Here is a 20,082-nt window from a genome sequence, read left to right as displayed (position 1 = left end):
ACGTGCTGGACGTGGGACGTGGGATGTCCGGTGAATCTACAGACGCCCGTGAGGCGCGGCAATACCTGTGCACGGTGGGAGGGTTGAGGTCCGAGAGCCGGTGCTTCCGATCGCCTCGGGGCTCCGGACGGAGCGATCCGCCCTACCGCTCCCCCGGCGTGATCAGCCCGGACTCGTAGGCCACGATGACGAGTTGGGCTCGATCGCGGGCACCGAGCTTGCCCATCATCCGGCTGACGTGCGTCTTCGCGGTCAGCGGGCTGAGGCCGAGCGTCTCGGCCACCTCGGTGTTGTTCAGGCCGCGCGCGACCAGGGCCAGAACCTGGCGTTCCCGCTCGGTGAGGCAGTCCGGGCCGTCGGGGGTGGGAGCAGGTGCGTCCGGCGAACGCAGGACCCGGGCGATCAGCCGCGCCGTCGGGCCGGGCGAGAGCAGCGCGTCACCGGCGGCCACCGTCCGGATGGCGTCGAGGAGTTCGGCGGGCCGGGTGTCCTTGACGAGGAAGCCGGAGGCGCCGGCGCGCAGCGCCTCCACCACGTGCTCGTCGGTGTCGTAGGTGGTCAGGACGAGCACCTTGACCCCGGCCAGGTCCTCGTCGGCCGCGATCCGGCGGGTGGCCTCGATCCCGTCGAGATCGGGCATGCGTACGTCCATCACCACCAGGTCCGCGCGGGCGCTGCGGGCCAGTTCGACCGCTTCGCGGCCGGTGCCCGCCTCGGCGACCACCTCCATGTCGGGCGCGGACGACACCAGCATCGCGAACGCGGCCCGTACCAGGGCCTGGTCGTCGGCGAGCAGCACACGGACAGTCATGACGCCTCTTCTCCCTCTGGTCGCCCGGGATCCGCCGATTCCCCGGTTTCCGCCGTCAGTTGAAGAGGTAGCACGGCCCGTACCGAGAAACCTCCGCCGTCACGCGGCCCGGCCTCCAGCGTGCCGCCGACGCTGCGGGCCCGCTCCCGCATGCCGACGAGTCCGTAGCCGGGCGGGCCGGAGGTCTCGGGGGCTCCGGTGCCTCCGTCGTCGTGGATGTCGGCGTACAGGGACCGGTGCTCCTGCCGTACGGCGACCTCGACCGCCACCCCGGAGCCGCCGTGCCGTACGGCGTTGGTCAGGGACTCCTGGACGATCCGGTACACGGCCGCGCCCACGGCGGGCGGCGGCTGCCGGGCTTCCACCGCCAGATCGACCCGGGCGCCCGCGCTGCGGGCCGCGGCCGCCAGGTCGGTGAGGCCGTCCAGGCCGGGCAGCGGACCGCCGTCCGGTGCCGCTCCTCCCGTCCGGGCGGCTTCGCCGGCCCTCAACACCTCGAGTGTGGTGCGCAGTTCACCGCGTGCGGTGCGGCAGGTGCCGGAGATGTCGTCGAGCGCCTTGCCGATCGCCGCCCGGTCGAACCGGTCCGGGTCGACCGCGAGGATGTGCGCGGCCACCGAACTCTGCACGCCGATCAGGGTGATGCTGTGGGCGAGCAGATCGTGCAGATCGCGGGCGATCCGCAGCCGTTCCTCCGCCACCCGGCGGGCCGCCTCCTCCTCGCGGGTGCGTTCGGCCCGTACGGCCCGCTCGACGATGGCCGCTACGTAGCCGCGGTAGAAGCGAGCGTCCACGCCGAAGACGAGGACCGCGATGATCCAGCCGGAGATCCTGAGCAGCTCCAGACCCTGCTCGGAGTCGAATCCGAACACCACGGTGAGCAGCAGCGTGATGAGTCCGACGCCCACGGCGAGGGTCCGCAGCGGCCTGCCGGTCGAGGCGACCGTGTACAGCATGATGATCGTCTGCGGCATCGGTGCCGCGTGTGCGTTGTCGAGCATGTGGTAGGTCAGGACGATCAGAACGAAGGCGCAGAGCGCCGCGACCGGGCGCCGTCGCCGGGCGGCGACGGGCGCCACGGAGGCGACGAGCAGTACCCAGCCGACGGCGTCGGGCGCCGGCCCGTCGGTGGTGACGAACGCGAGCAGCACCGAGAGGGCCAGGGCGCCCAGGGCGGTGAAGGCGTCGTTGCGGTGCCGGTGCGGTGCGGTCATGGGGTCACGGTTGACCACGGCCATGATGCGGGCGCCGACAGTGCTCTGCGGGTCGTTCCGCTCGGGATGGAGGAGTCTGGGGTCCACGCCTCCATCCTGCTGCAGCAGAAGGGGGTTCACGTACGGCCCGCTTCTTGTGGTGCCCCCGGCTGCCCCTCCCCGGCGTGCGGTTCTCCGCCCGTCGCTCCGGGCCCGGGCTCTGCGGCCGGCCGCCTGCTGAGCGGTCCCGGCCACCACACCTTGCGCCCGAGTGCGAGGCTCGCGGACGTGACCAGGTAGGTCCGTACGAGGAACGTGTCGAGCAGGACGCCCAGTGCGATGACGAAGCCCAGCTCGACCATCTGCACCAGCGGCATCGACAGAAGCACCCCGAACGTCGCCGCAAGCACCAGACCGGCCGAGGCGATCACACCGCCGGTGGTGCGCAGCGCGGTGAGCGCCGCGGCTCCCGTCTCCGCACCGGCCAGCGATTCCTCCCGCATCCGGTGCATCAGGAAGATGCCGTAATCGACGCCCAGCGCGACCAGGAACACGAACGACAGCAGCGGAAGTCCCGGATCGGTCCCCTCAAGTCCGAGGAGGGTGTCGAAGACGAGCCCGCCGACGCCGAGCGCGGCGCCCCACACGGCGACCACCGCCGCGAGCAGGATCAGTGGCGCGACCAGGCTGCGCAGCAGCGCCACCAGGATGACGAGGACGGCGGCGAGCACCAGCGGAACGATGACCTTGGTGTCCCGGGCGTTGGTGGTCTCCAGGTCCAACTGCTGCGCACTCGGCCCGCCGACGTGTACGCCGTCGAGTCCGGAGCGCAGTCGCTCGATGGTGGCGGTCTCGGCCGCGGACTGCGGTTCGCCGGCCGCGATGACCGAGATCTCGGTCCAGCCGTCGCCGCTGCGGCCCTGTTCGGCGCTGCGGACACCCTCGGTGTCCCGGGTCTCGGCCAGTGCGGCGGCTGCTTCGCCGGTCGGTGCGAGCAGGGTGATCGGCTGGGTGGACTGTTCCGGGAAGCCGCGGGCGAGAGACTCCATCGCCGAGATCGACTCGGGTTTCGAGGTGAAGCTGTCTTCCTGTTTGAGGTTGCCGGGCAGGCTGAACGTCCCGAGGGCGAGCGCGCCGAGGAGTACGGCGCCGGTGGCGAGCACGGTGGCCGGCCGCCGTCCCGCGGAGTCCCCCATCGCGGCGAACAGCGACCTGCGCGCCTTGGGCTCACTGCCGAACGCCGGTACCAGCGGCCAGAACACCCGCCGGCCGAGCAGGATCAGGAGCGCGGGCAGCAGCGTCGTCATGGCGACGAGAGCGCACAGCACCCCGACCGCGGCGGTCGGCCCCATCCCGCTGCTGCTGTTGAGGTCGGCGGCAAGCAGGCAGAGCATGCCCGCCGAGACCGTGCCCGACGAGGCCAGGATGGCGGGCCCGCAGCCGCGCAGGGCGGTGCGCATCGCGTCGTAGGGCCGTTCCTGGCGCCGGAGTTCCTCGCGGTAGCGGGAGACGAGGAGCAGGGCGTAGTCGGTGCCGACCCCGAAGACGAGGATGGTCATCACGCCGGTGCTCTGGCCGCTGACCGAGATGTCGAAGGCCTGGTGGAGGCCGTAGGTGACGGACAGCGACAGGGCGTCGGCGAGACCCGCGACGATCAGCGGCACCAGCCACAGGAACGGGCTGCGGTAGATGAGGATCAGCAGGATCGCGACGACGGCGACGGTGGTGTAGAGCAGGGGGCCGTCGAGCGATTCGTAGACTTCCTCGGCGTCCACGGCGAGGCCGCCGCTGCCGCCCACCTCGGCACTCAGCCCGTCGCCGCCGCGCACGATGTCGCGCACGCCGTTGACGAACTCGTTCCTGGCTTCCTCGTCCTGGCCGGGTGCGGTGCTGGCGACGGGATACATCAGGGTCGTGCCGTCCTTCGACGGTACGGCCCGCGGTGTGCCGGTCAGTTCGTGCGCGTCCGAGATCTCGGCGAGCTGCTCGCGTGCAAGGGTGCGGTCGGCCGCGGTGAGGCCGTCGTCGCGCTGGTAGACGACGATCGTCTCGGTGGCCTCGCCGCCGGGCAGCCGGTCCTGGATCTCGGCGACCTGGGTGGAGTCCGCACTGGCGGGCAGATAGTCGATGGCACGGTCACGCTGTACGTCGCCGAGCTGGCCGGCGAAGGGCAGGGCGACTGCGAGTACGGCCACCCACAGGCCGACCAGCGCCCAGGGCAGCGTCCGCCGCCTGCCTCGTGGTTCTGTTACGGGCCCCATGCCGGGGTCCTCCCCTCGTGAACGGTGTCCGGTTCACTGACCAGACTTCCGTCGTGGGGAGGGCGAGGCGTCGGGCGTCAGGGCGAATCGGGCCGTACTCCGCAAGGTGGCGGGCAGGACCTCTTACTCCCGCGGGAGTACGTGGGACCGGGCGCCGTGGGCGCCGTGGGGGACTTCCCAGCCACCGCTCAGGACGGCAGATCGGCCGACGCGAGCAGCCGGGTCACCTCGCCGGCGGGCAGCGTGAGCGCTCCGCCGACGGTGCCGAGCACCTCGCGCTCGGCCGGGGTGTACGGGCCGTCGGCGAGCGCGATGTGCGCCGCCTGCAGCAGGATCGCCTCGCGGCCGGCCGGGGCGAGGTGCGGGGCGAGCGGATCGAGCGCCTCGTGGAGCTCTATGGCCAGCGTGACTCCGGCTGTGTCCTGCGCACCGCCGGGGAACCGGCCGGTGTCCGCGGCGAGTGCGTCGACCAGGGTGGTCAGCTGGTCCTCGGTACAGTCCGCGAATCCGGCGGACCGAACGGTGGTGACGGCCGTGCGCAGTACCGGCCGCGAGGCGGTGCCACCGGAGGCGAGCACGGCGAGGGCCACGGTGTGCACGGCGTCCCTGAGCATCGCCGAGAAGCGGGTGGTGGTCGGATGGCCGAGGGTGTCGGGGCCGAAGTGCTCCTGGCAGGCCGTGCATTCGACGACGGGCCCCGTGGTGCCGCGGGGCAGCAGCGGGAGGCCGAGCAGGGTGAACCGCCTGCGTCCGGTACGGCGCCGGTAGTTTCGGTCGCCGCCGCACGCCGGGCAGAAGAACTCGCCGTCGCCGACGGTGGTCCACACCGTGCGGACGCCCCAGACGCGTGACTGATGGCCCGAACGACCGCGGCTCTCCCGACCACGAACTGGCAGCACGTCGCACCTCCGTCACGCACCGCGGTGCCCCGTTGCACCGCGCTTCACTCCCCCGGGATGCACGCGCCCAACCCTCGGACGCGCAGCCCGCGTTGGCGTGATGTTAGCCACATCGATGATGCGACGTCAGTACCTTGGACATCAGTTGGCCGAGACCTGATGTGCGAACGGTGCCCCCGTACCGACGCCGCCCGGCACTGCGTCGCAGGCCGGAGCCTGTGGGACGCGGTGCCGGGCGGAAGTTGCCGGTGCGCTACGGAAGAGTCAGCGAGCGGCGCGGTTGACCGCGGAGACGGCCGCCTTCAGCGAGGCGCGGGTGGTGTTGGCATCGATGCCGATGCCCCACAGAACCTTGTCGCCGATCGCGCACTCGATGTACGAGGCGGCCTGCGCGGAGGCGCCCTCGCTCATCGTGTGCTCCTGGTAGTCGAGCAGCCGTACGTCGATGCCGACGCCCTGCAGTGCCGCGAAGAACGCGGAGATCGGACCGTTGCCGGAGCCGGACAGGGTGGTCTCGACGCCGTCCACCACGGCCTCGACGGTGAGCTTGTCCACGCCGTCGGTGTCGGTCGTGCTCTGCCCGGAGCGCAGCTGGATCCGGCCCCAGGGCTCGGCGCCGGAACCGGGCTCGGCCGGCAGGTATTCGTCCTGGAAGGTCCGCCAGATGTCCTGCGGGGTGACCTCGCCGCCGTCGGCGTCGGTCTTGGCCTGAATCAGCCGGGAGAACTCGATCTGCATGCGGCGCGGCAGGTCGAGCTTGTGCTCGTTCTGCAGGACGTAGGCGATTCCGCCCTTGCCGGACTGGGAGTTGACGCGGATCACGGCCTCGTAGGAGCGGCCGACGTCCTTGGGGTCGATGGGCAGGTACGGGACGGCCCACTCGATGTCGTCGACGGTGACGCCCCGTGCCTCGGCGCCGGTTTCCATCGCCTCGAAGCCCTTCTTGATGGCGTCCTGGTGCGAGCCGGAGAAGGCGGTGTAGACGAGGTCGCCCGCGTAGGGGTGGCGCGGGTGGACCTCCATCTGGTTGCAGTACTCGTACACGCGACGGATCTCGTCGATGTTCGAGAAGTCGATCTCCGGGTCGACGCCCTGCGAGAACAGGTTCATGCCCAGGGTGACCAGGTCGACGTTGCCGGTGCGCTCGCCCTGGCCGAACAGGCAGCCCTCGACGCGGTCGCCGCCCGCCATCACGGCCAGTTCGGCGGCGGCGACGGCGGTGCCGCGGTCGTTGTGCGGGTGGATGGACAGGCACACGTACTCGCGGCGGGTCAGGTTGCGCGACATCCACTCGAAGCGGTCCGCGTGCGTGGAGGGGGTCGAACGCTCCACCGTGGCGGGCAGGTTGAGGATGATCTCGCGGTCGGGACCCGGCTGCCACACGTCGCAGACGGCCTCGCAGACCTCCAGGGCGAAGTCCAGCTCGGTGTCGGTGAAGATCTCCGGCGAGTACTGGTAGCCGAAGGTGGTGCGCTCGTCGAGCAGCTTCTCGGCGTACTCCATGACCAGCCGGGTGCCGTCGACCGCGATCTGCTTGACCGCGTCGCGCGAACCGCGGAAGACGACGTCGCGCCAGACCGGCGCGGTCGCGTTGTACAGGTGGACGGTGGCGCGGTGGGCACCGACCAGGGACTCCACGGTCCGCTCGATCAGTTCTTCACGTGCCTGGGTGAGGACGGAGATCGTCACGTCCTCGGGGATCGCGCCCTCTTCGATGATGGAGCGTACGAAGTCGAAGTCGGTCTGGCCGGAGGACGGGAAGCCGACCTCGATCTCCTTGTAGCCCATGCGTACCAGGAGGTCGAACATCTCGCGCTTGCGGGCGGGCGACATGGGGTCGATCAGCGCCTGGTTGCCGTCCCGCAGGTCGGTGGACAGCCAGCGCGGAGCCTTCGTGATGCGCTTGCTCGGCCAGGTGCGGTCCGGGATGTCGACGGCGTCGTAGCCGCGGTACTTGTGGGTGGGCATCCCGGAAGGCTGCTGGTGGTTCGGCATGATGCGGGGGCTCCTCTGGGTCCGCTGAGGGGGCGGCCGACGTAGCGCAACACCGAACTCCGCGGGGAGGGGGTCGGCCTCGACTACAGGCCCTCGCCGCGGCAGCTAAGGAGAAGCAGCCCGAAACGCATGATGTCCGTAGCGTAACCGAGCGATCCGCTTGGTGAAGGCCCGTATCAGTATGCGGGACCGCACCCCGGTAACGGGCGAGAGGTGATGGATCCCTCTATTTCGGTAATCCTCGTCGCCGCTAGTGACAGATCCGTCACGCACTGCCACATTGCGAAGCATGAGCGAGAGCACCGCAGGCGTGGAGCCTGTCTTCTGCACGATCGTGCCGCCCCATGTCCTCGACCGGCTGTCCCGGGCCGAGGACTCCGCCCTGTCGGGACCCGCCCGGCGCACCCTGCAGCGCGACGCCTTCGAGCGCACCCAGCGCCGCCTGGCGACCGTGGCCGGCACCACCGCCGCCGCACGCTCGGCCGCCGCCGCGGCGGGCGAACCCGAGCGCACCGTCCACGACGCGGGCCACGGCACCGAACTGCCGGGCGAGAAGGTCCGCGGCGAGGGCGACAAGCCCACCAAGGACGCCACCGTCAACCGCGCGTACGCGGGCCTCGGTGCGACGTTCGACCTGTTCCTCAAGGCGTACGGCCGGGACTCGATCGACGGCGCGGGCCTTCCCCTGACCGCCACCGTGCACTACGACAAGGACTACGCGAACGCCTTCTGGAACGGCGACCAGATGGTGTTCGGCGACGGTGACGGGGAGGTCTTCCTGGACTTCACCCTGCCCGTCGACGTGATCGGCCACGAGCTGACGCACGGTGTCACCCAGCACACCGCGAACCTGGCGTACTTCGGCCAGTCCGGCGCGCTCAACGAGTCGGTGTCCGATGTCTTCGGCTCGCTGATCAAGCAGTACACGCTCGGCCAGAGCGCCGACGAGGCCGACTGGCTGATCGGCGCCGGACTGCTCGCGCCCCGCGTCACCGGTGAGGCCCTGCGTTCCATGAAGGCCCCGGGCACGGCGTACGACGACGACGTCCTCGGCAAGGACCCGCAACCCGCCACGATGGACGACTACGTCACGACCGACCAGGACAACGGCGGCGTGCACATCAACTCGGGCATCCCGAACCGCGCCTTCCACCTCTTCGCCACGGCGCTCGGCGGGAACGCCTGGGAACGCGCAGGCCAGATCTGGTACGACGTCCTGACCGGCGGCACGCTGAAGGCCGAGGCCGACTTCGCCGCGTTCGCCAAGGCCACGGTGGCCGCCGCGAGCAGCCGCTACGGCGCCGGGGACGAGCACGAGGCGGTGGTCAAGGCCTGGTCGCAGGTCGGCGTCCCGACCTCGTGACCGGCTCCCCGGGCGGTCGCGCCGATGCGGGACCGCCGTCCGACTACCGCCCGCCCCTCTGCCGTACTAGACAAGGACCCATGCGTATCCAAGTGAGGCGTACGGGAGGATTCGCCGGCATCGAGCGGCACGCCGAGGTGGACACCTCCGGACGGGCCGACGCCGGCGACTGGCACGCGCTGGCCGACGAGGCACTGGCCGCGGCCCGCACGACACCCCCGATCGGGGTCCCCGACGGGTTCAGTTACCAGATCACCGTGGACGACCGGACGGTGTACTGCGCGGACCCGCGACTGTCCGAACAGCAGCGCGCACTCATCTCGCGGGTCTTGCGGGAAGGGTCCTGACCGTCGGCGGGCCCGGGGCTCCGCTCAGAAGCCGAGCTTCCTGAGCTGCCTCGGGTCGCGCTGCCAGTCCTTGGCGACCTTCACATGCAGATCGAGGTAGACCGGGGTGCCGAGCAGGGCCTCGATGTGCTTGCGGGACTTGATGCCCACGTCCTTGAGCCGCTTGCCCTTCGGGCCGATGATGATGCCCTTCTGACTGGACCGCTCGATGTAGACGAACGCGTGGATGTCGAGCATCGGCTTGTCCGCGGGGCGGTCCTCGCGGGGCAGCATCTCCTCGACGACCACCGCGATGGAGTGCGGCAGTTCGTCCCGTACGCCCTCGAGCGCGGCCTCGCGGATCAGTTCCGCGACCATGACCTGCTCGGGCTCGTCGGTGAGGTCGCCCTCCGGGTACAGCGGCGGGCTCTCCGGCAGCATCGGCGCGATCAGGTCGGCCACCAGCTGGACCTGCTTGTCACCGACCGCGGAGACCGGGACGATCTCGGCCCACTCGATGCCGAGTTCCTTGCCGAGCTGGTCGATGGCGATGAGCTGCTCGGCGAGCGTCTTGGAGTCGACCAGGTCGGTCTTGGTGACGATCGCGATCTTCGGGGTGCGGCGGATGCCGGCGAGCTCCTTGGCGATGAACCGGTCACCGGGGCCGAGCTTCTCGTTCGCGGGCAGGCAGAAGCCGATCACGTCGACCTCGGCCCAGGTGGTGCGCACCACGTCGTTGAGCCGCTCTCCCAGCAGGGTGCGCGGCTTGTGCAGGCCTGGGGTGTCCACCAGGATCAGCTGGGCGTCCGGGCGGGTCACGATGCCGCGCACGGTGTGCCGGGTGGTCTGCGGGCGGTTGGAGGTGATGGCGACCTTCGTCCCCACCAGGGCATTGGTCAGCGTGGACTTGCCCGCGTTCGGCCGGCCGACGAAGCAGGCGAAGCCCGCGCGGTGCTCCTGCGGCCGGTCCTGGGACGAGGTGGGTGAACTCATGCGGCCCATTGTCCCCGATGCCGTGGTCCCGGCCGACCAGGGCGGCCACTGCGGCCTCCCGGGTCGGCCGGGACGGTGTCGCTCACGGTCCGGCGGTGTCACCCGCCGGACCGTCCGGATCAGTCGAAGACGAACGGGCCCGGCGACTGGGCCGCGGTCGATTCGCAGGTCACCGAGATGCCCATGACGACCAGCGTCAGGGAACCGGGAAAGGCGTCCAGGCTGTCGCCGGATGCGACGGTGCCGGTGAGCGGACCGGAGTCGACTCCGCCGCCCGCCTCCATCGCCGGGTTGCTGCTGCCGGTGAACTCGGTGGTGCCTCCGCCGCCCTTCGTCATGGTGATCGTCGTGTCGACCGTGTTCGCGTCGACGGCGACGGGGGTGGTGATCTCGGACGAGGTGACCGTGATGGTCGCCGTGGTGCCGTCCTGGGTGGCGGTCAGCGTGGCCTCGCCGCCGCCGTAGATCCCGCAGTCCGCCTGGACCGTGGCCGTGCCGGGTTCGACGGCCGCGGCGGCCGGGGCGTAGATCAGGCCGGCCGTGGCGAGCGCGCCCGCTGTGAGCGCCGCGCCGATGCCGATTCTGGAGCGCTTCATCGGTTCACCTTCCCTGTGGGGGTCGTGGTCGGTGTGCCGTTGCACGGAGCCGCGCGCCCATCCGGCATGGGCATGCCAATTCTGCTGCCGGAGCGGGGTGCGACGCCGCGGGGTGTGCGTGTGGGGATGCACATGAAGGACCGCCGCCGGGGCGGGGGTGCGCACGCCGTACGGCAGATCTGACGGTCCGTCGGAAGAACTCCACCCATTGATGCGCGGACCGCCCGCGAACGCAAGACCAAGTCCCTTGATTCTTCGGGTACTCGAAGGACGGCCAGAGGCTTTCCGGCCAGCGCGCCGAAGGATTTCCGGCCGTACGGGCACGCGAGGGGAACCGGGGCCGTATCGCCCGGAAGGCGCGGGAACCACGCCCGGACCCCCACACCGCCTCAGCCGTGCAAGCCTCCGTAGCCCCACACCGCCTCCCAGCCGTGCAAGCCTCCGGACCCTCAGCCCGTACGCACCGTTTCGCGGACCTCGCCGTCCGTCCCGGCGAGCAGCACCACGGTGCCCGCCCCGCCCAGATCGCCAACCGCCGCGACATCGTCCGCACTCAGCTCGCCGGCCGTGGACACCACCGCCGCCGCCTCCAGGGACTCCGCCCCGCTCGCGACCGCCATCGCCACCGCCGTACGCAGCGCACTCAGCTTCAGCGAGGCGAGATCCACCGTCCCCGCGACATACGTACGGCCCGTGTCGTCCCGTACGGCCGCGCCCTCCGGCACACCGTTGCGGGCCCGCGCCGAGCGGGCGAGGGTGACGATCTTGCGGTCCTCGGGGTCAAGCGCGCTGCTCTCGGTCATGCCCCGAGGATACGAAGCCGCCACCCGTCACCCGGCCACCGGGTACATCGACCCGCGCCGGCCCTCCGGCGAAGCCAGCCAGCGCGTACGCGCGGCCGTGTCCGTGTCCGGCAGCGGGTTGTGCAGCACGATGTTCAGGTCCGGGCGGACCGGCACCCGCAGCTGCGTCGCCTCGAAATGCAGCGCACCCACCACCGGATGCTCCAGCTCCTTCTCCAACTGCCCGCCCGGCCGCACCTCGTGCCGCTCCCACAGTTCGGCGAACTCAGCGCTCGCCGCCAGCGCCTCGGTCACGATCTCGCGGAAGCCCTCGTCCTCCGGGGCCTCCGACCAGGCCGCGCGGTACTGCGCCACCACCTCGCGTGCGTTCGCCTGCCAACTCCTCGAACGGGCCCGGTAGACCGGGTCCGTGAAGAAGGAGATCAGGCAGTTCTGCCGGATCTCCGGCCGCATACCGAGCACGGCCGCCGCCGCGTCGTTGTACATCACGCAGTTCCAGCACACGTCCATGATGTGCGCCGGATACGGCATCCAGGTGTCGATCAGGCGGCGCAGCCCGTCGCACATCCGCAGGTCCTCCGCCTCGACGCGGGCCACCGGCGGATTGAGACCCGCCAGCACATAGAGATGGCGGCGCTCCGCATCGCTCAACCGCAGCACCCTGGCCACCGCATCGAGCACCTGCGGCGAGACCGAGATGTCCCGCCCCTGCTCCAGCCACTGATACCAGGAGGCCCCCACCCCGGCGAGTACCGCGACCTCCTCACGGCGCAGACCCGGCGTACGACGACGGCCCCCACCGTCCGGCAGACCCGCCTGCGCCGGAGTCACCCGCGCCCGCCGCGCCGTCAGGAACTCCCGCAGCTCACGCAGCCGTTGGGCCTTGCCATCCGGGACGAGCCGCACACCGGGCAGCTCCACACCCTCGGCACGGACACCGGCACGACCGGCCCCGCCACCGGCCGCCCCAGCAGGCCGTCCAACCGTCTCCGTCACACGCGTCTCCCCCAGGTGGTGGTGCGGGCACCAGGATAAACACCGGCTCCCCACCGGTATTCCCGCCGCACGACCCTGGGCCCATGCCGACCGACGTACCCACCCGACACACCGCACCCGAGGCGTCCGCCGCCTCCCCCACCCAGCAGAGGACCGTTTCCCCGACCGCCGACCTCCCCTCCCCCACAGCCCGCACGCGCCTCGCCCCGCTCGGCGCACGCGACCGGCTCGTCCTCTTCGTGCTCTGTGCCGCCCAGTTCATGGTGGCGCTCGACTTCTCCGTCCTGAACGTGGCCCTGCCCGTACTCGGCACCGACCTCGGCATGAGCCACTCCGCCCTGCAATGGGCGATCACCGCCTTCGCCCTGCCCTCCGGCGGCTTCCTGCTGCTCTTCGGCCGGGTCGGCGACCTCTACGGCCGACGCCGGCTCTTCCTCACCGGACTCGCCGTGTTCGGCACGGCCTCCGTGCTCGCCGCCTTCGCCTGGAACCCCGCGTCCTTCCTGACCGGCCGCGCCCTGCAAGGCATCGGCGCGGCCGCCATCGTGCCCACCGGCATGGCACTGCTCACCACGACCTTCCCCGAAGGACCGCAGCGGGCAAGGGCGTTGGGCATCTCCGGCACTCTGCTCTCGCTCGGCTTCACCATCGGCATGGTCGCCGGCGGCACCCTGACCGACACACTCGGCTGGCGCGCCACCATGTGGCTGCTCGCCCTCTTCACCGCGGTCGTCCTGCCCCTCGCACCGTTCCTGCTCACCGAGTCACGGCCCGCCACCCGCCCGCGCCTCGACATCCCCGGCGCGGTCACCGTCACCGGCGGCCTGCTCGCGCTGATCTACGCCCTGTCCACCGCGGCCGAAGGCGGCTTCGCCCGCCCCGACGTCATCGCGACCCTGCTGATCGGCCCGGCACTGCTCGCCGCCTTCGCCGTCGTCGAGACCCGCACGACCGAGCCACTCGTCTCACTGCCGATGCTGCGCCGCCGCACCATCGCCTGGGGCAACCTCGGCGGCCTGGTGACCTTCTCGATGATGAGCACCGTGGTCTTCCTCCTCACCCTGTACCTGCAGGAGGTCCTCGGTCTGACCGCCTTCCGGACCGGACTCGTCTTCGGCGCACAGGGCGTCGTCGCCGTCGTCACCGGCGCACTGGTCCCCCGCGTCATCGGCGCCATCGGCGCCCGCCGCACCCTCGCCGGATCGCTGCTCGTCCAAGGAGCCTTCACCGCCTCGCTCCTGGCGATCGGCACCGGCGGCGCCTCCGTGTGGATCGCCACCGTCGCCGTCTCACTGGCCTGCGTCGGCCACCTCGGCGCGATCATCTCCTACGGCGTGACAGTCACCTCCGGCGTGCCCGACAAGGAACAGGGCCTGGCCACCGGCCTGGTCACCAGCACCCAGCAGGTCGGATCGACCGTCGGCATCCCGCTGCTCGGTGTCCTCGCCACCGCCTCCACCGACCTGGTCTCCGGAGTCCGTACGGCCGTCGCGATCGATGCCGGCGTACTCCTGACCGCCGGAGTCCTGATCGCCGTCGGCCTGCGGAACCGCACCTCTGCCTGAACGGCGCGGCCCCGGCGATCGCCAGGTGACCGCCGGGGCCGTGTCGTACCAGAACCGGACGACACCGGGACGCTCAGGACTCCGCGTCCCCGATCCCGGCCTCCACCTGCACCGGCTCCACCAGCACGGTCGTGATCCGGTTGCGCCGGCCCGCGGCCGCCTCCGCCGTCAGCCGCAGCGACCGCTCGTCCGGCAGCTCCACCACCGCACCCGCGCCCGCGATCGGCACCCGGCCCAACTCCTTGGCGAGGAGCCCGCCGACCGTCTCCACGTCCTCGTCGTCGAACTCCTCGAACCCGTACAGCTCCCCGAGATCCCCGATGTCCAGACGCGCCGTCACCCGGTACCGGCCCTCACCCAGATCCTCGATCGGCGGGAGCTCACGGTCGTACTCGTCGGTGATCTCCCCGACGATCTCCTCCAGGATGTCCTCGATCGTGACGATGCCGGCCGTGCCGCCGTACTCGTCGATCACCACCGCCACGTGATTGCGCTCCTGCTGCATCTCCCGCAGCAGATCCCCCGCGTTCTTCGTGTCCGGGACGAACGACGCCGGCCGCATCGCCGTCGACACCAGCTCCGACTCGGCGTCCCGGCTGATGTGCGTCTTGCGCGCCAGATCCTTGAGATACACGATCCCGACGATGTCGTCCTCGCTCTCGCCCGCCACCGGGATCCGCGAGAAGCCCGACCGCAGCGCGAGCGTCAGCGCCTGCCGGATCGTCTTGAACCGCTCGATCACCACCAGGTCCGTACGAGGCACCATCACCTCACGCACCAAGGTGTCACCGAGTTCGAAGACCGAGTGCACCATCCGGCGCTCGTCGTCCTCGATCAGCGACTCCTTCTCCGCGAGATCCACCATCGCCCGCAGCTCCGCCTCCGAGGCGAACGGCCCCCGGCGAAAACCCTTGCCCGGAGTCAGCGCATTACCGATCAGGATCAGCAACGACGGGATCGGGCCCATCACCCGCGCCAGCGGCAGCAACACGTACGCCGCCGCCGTCGCCGTGTTCAGCGGATGCTGACGCCCGATGGTCCGCGGCGACACCCCCACCGCGACATAGCTGAGCAGCACCATCACGCCGATCGCGACCGCCAGCGCCTCCCAGGTCTCCGGGAGCTCCTGCAGACAGACGTACGTGACCAGGGACGCCGAAGCCATCTCGGCGGCCACCCGCACCAGCAGCGCCACATTCAGATAGCGGGTCGGGTCCGCCGCGACCTGCGCGAGCTTCGCGCTGCCGCGCCGCCCCGAGCGCACCGCCTTCTCCGCGCGGAAACTCGACACACGCGCGAGGCCCGCCTCCGCACAGGAGGCGAGCCACGCAACGACGACGAGCAGAACCGCGCCGACGACCAGTGAGGCGCTCACGAGACCGTCGGCGCGGGAGACGGCCCGGTCAGGCCCCTCTCACCGCGCCAGCCATCCACGATCGCCGCCTGAAGGCCGAACATCTCGGCCTTCTCGTCCGGTTCCTCGTGGTCGTAGCCGAGCAGATGCAACACCCCGTGCACGGTGAGCAGTTGCAGCTCCTCGTCCATCGAATGCTGGGTGGGGGCCTCCTCGCCCTGGCGCTTGGCGACCTCCGGGCAGAGAACGATGTCACCGAGCAGTCCCTGCACCGGCTCGTCGTCGTCCTTCATCGGCGGACGCAGCTCGTCCATCGGGAACGACATGACATCCGTCGGCCCCGGCAGGTCCATCCACTGCACATGCAGCTGCTCCATGGCGTCGCCGTCGACGACGATCACCGAGAGTTCCGAGAGCGGGTGGATCCGCAGGCGCGCCAGCGCGTAGCGGGCGACGTCGAGGATCGCCTGCTCGTCGACCCCCGTGCCTGACTCGTTGTTGACGTCGATCGACATGGTGCTGCTTTCAGCTCCCGCTCTCACCCGGTCACGATCTCTTGCGGCGGTTCTGGTGGCCGCCGTTCTCCGTGCCGTTCTCGTTGTCGTACTTCTCGTAGGCGTCGACGATACGGCCGACCAGCTTGTGCCGGACGACATCGTGGGACGTGAGCCGCGAGAAGTGGACGTCGTCGAGGCCTTCGAGAATGTCCTGCACCTGCCGGAGCCCGGACTTCGTCCCGCCGGGCAGGTCCACCTGCGTGACGTCACCCGTGACGACGATCTTCGAGTCGAACCCGAGCCGCGTCAGGAACATCTTCATCTGCTCCGGACTGGTGTTCTGCGCCTCGTCGAGGATGATGAACGCGTCGTTCAAGCTGCGTCCCCTCATGTACGCCAGCGGCGCCACCTCGATCGTGCCCGCGGCCATCAGCCTCGGGATCGAGTCGGGGTCGAGCATGTCGTGGAGGGCGTCGTACAGCGGGCGCAGGTACGGGTCGATCTTTTCGTAGAGGGTGCCGGGCAGGAAGCCGAGGCGCTCGCCGGCCTCTACCGCGGGTCGGGTCAGGATGATGCGGGTGACCTGCTTGGACTGCAGGGCCTGCACCGCCTTGGCCATCGCCAGGTAGGTCTTGCCGGTGCCCGCGGGGCCGATGCCGAAGACGATCGTGTGCTTGTCGATGGCGTCGACGTAGCGCTTCTGGTTGAGCGTCTTGGGGCGGATGGTGCGGCCGCGGGAGGAGAGGATGTTCTGGGTGAGCACCTCGGCCGGGGTCTCCGGGGCGCCTTCGCCGTTCTCGCCCGCCCTGAGCATGGCGATCGAGCGTTCCACCGCGTCCTCCGTCATCGGCTGTCCGGTGCGGAGCACCAGCATCATCTCGTCGAACAGGCGCTGGATCAGGGCGACTTCCGCCGCTTCGCCGACCGCGCTGATCTCGTTCCCCCGGACGTGGATGTCGGCCGCCGGGAAGGCCTTCTCGATCACGCGCAACAGAGCGTCTCCGGAGCCGAGCACCGTCACCATCGGGTGTTTGGCCGGGACGGTGAAGTGGGCTCGGGCGGGAATCTGTGCGGGGGTCTGAGCTGAGGGTGTCTGCGTCATGGGCCGGCTCTTGGCCTGCTCGTCCTCCTTGTGCGCGGGCGCCTGCAGCGTGGCTGCCTCTGTAGGTCCCAGCGTACGTCGGGGCGCCGACAACGCCGAGGGCTTTTCGTTCCGGCGTACGGGACGTGCCCGGTGCGTACGGGTTCGGTCACCGGCCGGAACCGAAGCCGATGGTGGGGACGGCCCGGCGCAGCGGCCAGGGGCGGGTGGCCTCGGGAAGCAGCGGCTCGAGGAAGGCGTAGCGGCGCAGGGCGGCGAGGTCCTGGCCGGGGAGGGTGCGGACGCGCTGCCACCAGGAGGCGATCTCGACCCAGCCGGGTGCGGAGAGTGATCCGCCGAATTCCTGGACGGAGAGGGCGGCGGTGAGTCCGGCGAAGGCGAGACGGTCGGCGAGCGGCCAGCCGGCCAGGGTGCCGGTGACGAAGCCGGCGACGAAGACGTCGCCCGCGCCGGTGGGGTCGAGCGCTTCGACGGCGATGGCGGGGACTTCGGCGGTCTCGCCGGTGCGGCTGTCGACGGCGTAGGCGCCGTCCGCGCCGAGGGTGACGACGGCGACGGGGACATGTTCGGTGAGGGCGTGGGCGGCGGCGCGGGGGCATTCGGTGCGGGTGTAGCGCATCGCTTCCTCGGCGTTCGGCAGGAAGGCTTCGCAGTGGGCCAGGTCGGTGAGGCCGCCGAGGTCCCAGCGGCCGGTGTCGTCCCAGCCGACGTCGGCGAAGAGGAGGGTGTCCTGCCGGGCGGCCTGGGCGACCCACGGTTCGGGGGCGCCGGGGGTGAGCGGTGCGATGGCGCTACGCGCGCGTGGAGGGCGGGTGAGGGTGTTGTCCGCGGCGTCGGCGGGGGCTTCGTGACCGTGCGAGACCATGGTGCGTTCACCCTCGTACGCCATGGAGACGGTGACGGGTGAGTGCCAGCCCGAGGCGGTACGGGAGAGGCGGAGGTCGATGCCTTCGCCGTGCGCGAGGGTGTCCCAGCAGTACTCGCCGTAGTGGTCGTCCCCGAAGGCGGCGGCGAGGGAGGTGCGCAGTCCGAGGCGGGCGAGCGCGGTGGCCATGTTGGCGACGCCGCCGGGGCTGGAGCCCATGCCCCGTGCCCAGGATTCGGTGCCGCGCACGGGGGCGGAGTCGAGGCCGGTGAAGATGATGTCGAGGAAGACGGTGCCGGTGAGGTGGACGTCCCAGGGCGGGTCGTCGGGGGTGCGCAGGGCGGCGAGCGGGTCGAGGCAGCCGGAGTGGTCCGGTGGGCGTTCGCCGGAAGGGGCGGCGGCCTGCGGGGATTGTGGGGCCTCGGGTTCCGTACTCATCGCGGTTCCATCGCCGGGGGTGGGTCTGCAGGTCAGGACAGTGTGCATCATCGAGCCCGGGGGTGTCCGGCACATCGCCTGCGATGCACGGAAGCCTGTTCGCGCCTCCCGGGGCGCCATGGGGTAGCTTCCGCGGCATGAGGCTGACGATTCTCGGCGGGGGCGGTTTCCGGGTGCCGCTGGTGTACCGGGCGCTGCTGGGTTCACCGATCACGGAACTCGCTCTGTACGACACGGACCCGGTGCGGCTCGCGGTGATGCGGTCGGTCCTCGCGGGTCTGCCGCAGGACGGTCCAGGGCCCGCGGTGCGGGTCGCGAAGGACCTGGACGAGGCGCTGCGGGGCGCGGACTTCGTGTTCTCGGCGATCCGGGTGGGCGGTACGGCGGGCCGGGTGCGCGACGAGCGGATCCCGTTGGCCGAGGGTGTACTCGGCCAGGAGACGGTGGGCGCGGGCGGGGTGCTGTACGGGCTGCGTACGGTGCCGGTGGCGCTGCGTATCGCGGAGCGCGTGGCGGCGTTGGCCCCGCGCGCGTGGGTCATCAATTTCACCAATCCGGCGGGGACGGTGACCGAGGCGATGGCTTCGGTGCTGGGTGACCGGGTGATCGGGATCTGCGATTCGCCGGTGGGTCTGGTGCGGCGGGCCGCGCGGGCGGCGGGCGCCGATCCGGATGTCGTGGAGTACGGCTACGTGGGGCTCAACCACCTGGGCTGGTTGCGGTCGTTGCGGGCGTCGGACGGTCGCGACTTGCTGCCCGGCCTGCTGGCGGACGAGGCGGCACTGGGTTCGTTCGAGGAGGGCCGGCTGTTCGGCGCTCCGTGGCTGCGCACGCTGGGTGCGGTGCCGAACGAGTATCTGCACTACTACTACTTCCGCCGCGAGACGCTGGCCGCGGTGCGGGGCGCCGCCGAGACGCGGGGCGAGTTCCTGCAGGCCCAGCAGGGCGGCTTCTTCACGCGCGCGGCTGCGGAGCCGGAGCGGGCGTACGAGCTGTGGGAGGCGACGCGGCGGGAGCGCGAGGAGACGTACATGGCGGACAGCCGTGCGGCGACGGGCGGTTGGCAGCGGGATGCCCACGATCTGGACGGTGGCGGGTACGACGGGGTGGCTCTCGCGCTGATGCGGGCGATCGCATCGGACGAGCGGACCCGGCTGATCCTGAACGTGCGCAACGGCTCGACGGTGCCGGAGCTGCCCGCGGACGCGGTGGTGGAGACGGTGTGCGAGGTGGACGGCACGGGCGCGCGACCGGTGCCTGCCGAGCCGCTCGGGGCGGCGGAGTTGGGGTTGATGCTGCAGGTGAAGGCGGTCGAGCGGGCGACGGTGGAGGCGGCGGTGTTCAAGGACCGGGACGCGGCCCTGCGAGCGTTGGCCCTGCATCCGCTGGTGGACTCTCCCGCGGTGGCGGCGCGCATTCTGGAGCGGGTGGCGTCGGAAGGCGTGTAGGGGCGGGGCTGCGCCTCCTCCTCCGCGCGGATGCCCGCGGTGCCGACGGCGCAACCGGCGGGGTACGGGGCGGCGTCGCGTCGCAACCGAGGGGGTATGCCGGGTGTCCGCTCCGGGTGGATGTCCGGGGCGGTTCGGCCCGCCGAGCATGGCCGTATGACCTCTGAACCGCTTGGTTCCCTCGTCGCTCGCCTGCGTGGCCTGGACCGGCGGCTGACCGCCGCTCTGGTGGCGGTCGCGCTCGTCCGTCCGCTGTTCTCCGTCGCGGGCTGGAGCGAGGCGCTCGGGAAACCGCTCACGCCGTTGCTGCTCACCTTCGGTATTTCGGCGGTCTGGATCCTGGCGGTCGGTCTGAGCCGCGGCCCGGAGCCCTTCCTCACGCCGGTGGCGGCCGGGGTGGGGTACGCCGTGGCCGCGCTGATCCTGAGCGGGGCCCTGTCGCCCTTCGTCGCGGGCGAGTTGCGCGGGCCGCTGGCCCAACCGCTCGCCGTTGTCCCGCTGTTCGTCGTCAACGCCGCGTGGGGCGCGGTGTGCGGAGTGTGTGCGACGGGGGTACGCAGGCTGCGTTCGGTCTAGG

Annotated in this window: 18 protein-coding genes; 5 read left to right on the top strand and 13 right to left on the bottom strand. The window is 71.1% G+C overall.

Annotated features, from left to right (window positions below; genetic code table 11):
• Positions 1-142: 142 nt before the first annotated feature.
• The 5 genes from DSC45_RS13815 to leuA all read right to left on the bottom strand — a co-directional run bounded on the left by DSC45_RS13815 (position 143) and on the right by leuA (position 7,159).
• Positions 143-811, bottom strand: coding sequence for a response regulator (locus DSC45_RS13815; RefSeq protein WP_162929219.1), 669 nt, complete (start codon positions 809-811; stop codon positions 143-145).
• Positions 808-2,025, bottom strand: a complete 1,218-nt coding sequence (locus DSC45_RS13810; RefSeq protein ID WP_240434647.1) for a sensor histidine kinase — start codon at positions 2,023-2,025, stop codon at positions 808-810. Before DSC45_RS13810 ends, DSC45_RS13815 begins: the two co-directional genes overlap by 4 nt.
• A gap of 116 nt (positions 2,026-2,141) precedes the next feature.
• Positions 2,142-4,265: an MMPL family transporter gene (locus DSC45_RS13805; RefSeq protein ID WP_119290652.1), complete on the bottom strand. Its 2,124-nt coding sequence runs from the start codon at positions 4,263-4,265 to the stop codon at positions 2,142-2,144.
• Positions 4,266-4,453: 188 nt separating this feature from the next.
• Positions 4,454-5,164, bottom strand: a complete 711-nt coding sequence (locus tag DSC45_RS13800; protein ID WP_119290650.1) for a TerB family tellurite resistance protein — start codon at positions 5,162-5,164, stop codon at positions 4,454-4,456.
• Between the two features lie 264 nt (positions 5,165-5,428).
• Complete coding sequence (gene leuA / locus DSC45_RS13795; RefSeq protein WP_119290648.1) at positions 5,429-7,159, bottom strand: 2-isopropylmalate synthase; 1,731 nt, start codon at positions 7,157-7,159, stop codon at positions 5,429-5,431.
• Between the two features lie 289 nt (positions 7,160-7,448).
• Here leuA and DSC45_RS13790 point away from each other — a divergent pair, with 289 nt between their 5' ends.
• Together DSC45_RS13790 and DSC45_RS13785 are read left to right on the top strand one after the other, a co-directional pair.
• Positions 7,449-8,522, top strand: coding sequence for a M4 family metallopeptidase (locus DSC45_RS13790; protein WP_119290647.1), 1,074 nt, complete (start codon positions 7,449-7,451; stop codon positions 8,520-8,522).
• Positions 8,523-8,602: 80 nt separating this feature from the next.
• Positions 8,603-8,869, top strand: a complete 267-nt coding sequence (locus DSC45_RS13785; protein WP_119290645.1) for a protealysin inhibitor emfourin — start codon at positions 8,603-8,605, stop codon at positions 8,867-8,869.
• A 24-nt stretch (positions 8,870-8,893) separates the two neighbouring features.
• On the opposite strand, the gene era is transcribed toward DSC45_RS13785, so the two are convergent.
• The 4 genes from era to DSC45_RS13765 form a co-directional block, all read right to left on the bottom strand.
• Complete coding sequence (era, locus tag DSC45_RS13780; RefSeq protein WP_119290643.1) at positions 8,894-9,850, bottom strand: GTPase Era; 957 nt, start codon at positions 9,848-9,850, stop codon at positions 8,894-8,896.
• Positions 9,851-9,960: 110 nt separating this feature from the next.
• Positions 9,961-10,437, bottom strand: a complete 477-nt coding sequence (locus DSC45_RS13775; RefSeq protein WP_119290641.1) for a hypothetical protein — start codon at positions 10,435-10,437, stop codon at positions 9,961-9,963.
• Between the two features lie 449 nt (positions 10,438-10,886).
• Positions 10,887-11,240: a cytidine/deoxycytidylate deaminase family protein gene (locus DSC45_RS13770; protein ID WP_119290639.1), complete on the bottom strand. Its 354-nt coding sequence runs from the start codon at positions 11,238-11,240 to the stop codon at positions 10,887-10,889.
• 27 nt (positions 11,241-11,267) lie between these two features.
• Positions 11,268-12,155: a helix-turn-helix transcriptional regulator gene (locus tag DSC45_RS13765; RefSeq protein WP_205571333.1), complete on the bottom strand. Its 888-nt coding sequence runs from the start codon at positions 12,153-12,155 to the stop codon at positions 11,268-11,270.
• A 164-nt stretch (positions 12,156-12,319) separates the two neighbouring features.
• On the opposite strand from DSC45_RS13765, the gene DSC45_RS13760 reads away from it, so the two are divergent.
• Positions 12,320-13,801 (top strand): MFS transporter, encoded by a 1,482-nt coding sequence (locus tag DSC45_RS13760; protein WP_119290635.1) that lies wholly within the window; start codon positions 12,320-12,322, stop codon positions 13,799-13,801.
• 73 nt (positions 13,802-13,874) lie between these two features.
• Here DSC45_RS13760 and DSC45_RS13755 read toward each other — a convergent pair whose 3' ends face one another.
• The 4 genes from DSC45_RS13755 to DSC45_RS13740 all read right to left on the bottom strand — a co-directional run bounded on the left by DSC45_RS13755 (position 13,875) and on the right by DSC45_RS13740 (position 18,057).
• Positions 13,875-15,176 (bottom strand): hemolysin family protein, encoded by a 1,302-nt coding sequence (locus DSC45_RS13755; RefSeq protein ID WP_119290633.1) that lies wholly within the window; start codon positions 15,174-15,176, stop codon positions 13,875-13,877.
• Positions 15,173-15,670 (bottom strand): rRNA maturation RNase YbeY, encoded by a 498-nt coding sequence (gene ybeY, locus DSC45_RS13750; protein WP_119290632.1) that lies wholly within the window; start codon positions 15,668-15,670, stop codon positions 15,173-15,175. The genes DSC45_RS13755 and ybeY overlap by 4 nt, the downstream gene beginning before the upstream one ends.
• A 31-nt stretch (positions 15,671-15,701) precedes the next feature.
• Positions 15,702-16,754, bottom strand: a complete 1,053-nt coding sequence (locus tag DSC45_RS13745; protein ID WP_119290630.1) for a PhoH family protein — start codon at positions 16,752-16,754, stop codon at positions 15,702-15,704.
• Positions 16,755-16,902: 148 nt separating this feature from the next.
• The gene (locus DSC45_RS13740; RefSeq protein ID WP_119290628.1) at positions 16,903-18,057 is read right to left on the bottom strand and encodes a PfkB family carbohydrate kinase; all 1,155 of its coding nucleotides are present in this window, start codon (positions 18,055-18,057) and stop codon (positions 16,903-16,905) included.
• 137 nt (positions 18,058-18,194) lie between these two features.
• Between DSC45_RS13740 and DSC45_RS13735 the strand changes: the two genes are divergently transcribed.
• Both DSC45_RS13735 and DSC45_RS13730 read left to right on the top strand, forming a co-directional pair.
• Positions 18,195-19,505 (top strand): 6-phospho-beta-glucosidase, encoded by a 1,311-nt coding sequence (locus tag DSC45_RS13735; protein WP_119290626.1) that lies wholly within the window; start codon positions 18,195-18,197, stop codon positions 19,503-19,505.
• A 156-nt stretch (positions 19,506-19,661) separates the two neighbouring features.
• The gene (locus tag DSC45_RS13730) at positions 19,662-20,081 is read left to right on the top strand and encodes a hypothetical protein (RefSeq protein ID WP_119290624.1); all 420 of its coding nucleotides are present in this window, start codon (positions 19,662-19,664) and stop codon (positions 20,079-20,081) included.
• Position 20,082 lies beyond the last annotated feature (1 nt).

The organism is Streptomyces sp. YIM 130001 (genome assembly GCF_003574445.1).
Classification (GTDB): domain Bacteria; phylum Actinomycetota; class Actinomycetes; order Streptomycetales; family Streptomycetaceae; genus Streptomyces.
The sequence above is the reverse complement of the archived record's forward strand: the minus strand, read 5'-3'. Positions and strand labels throughout refer to the sequence as shown.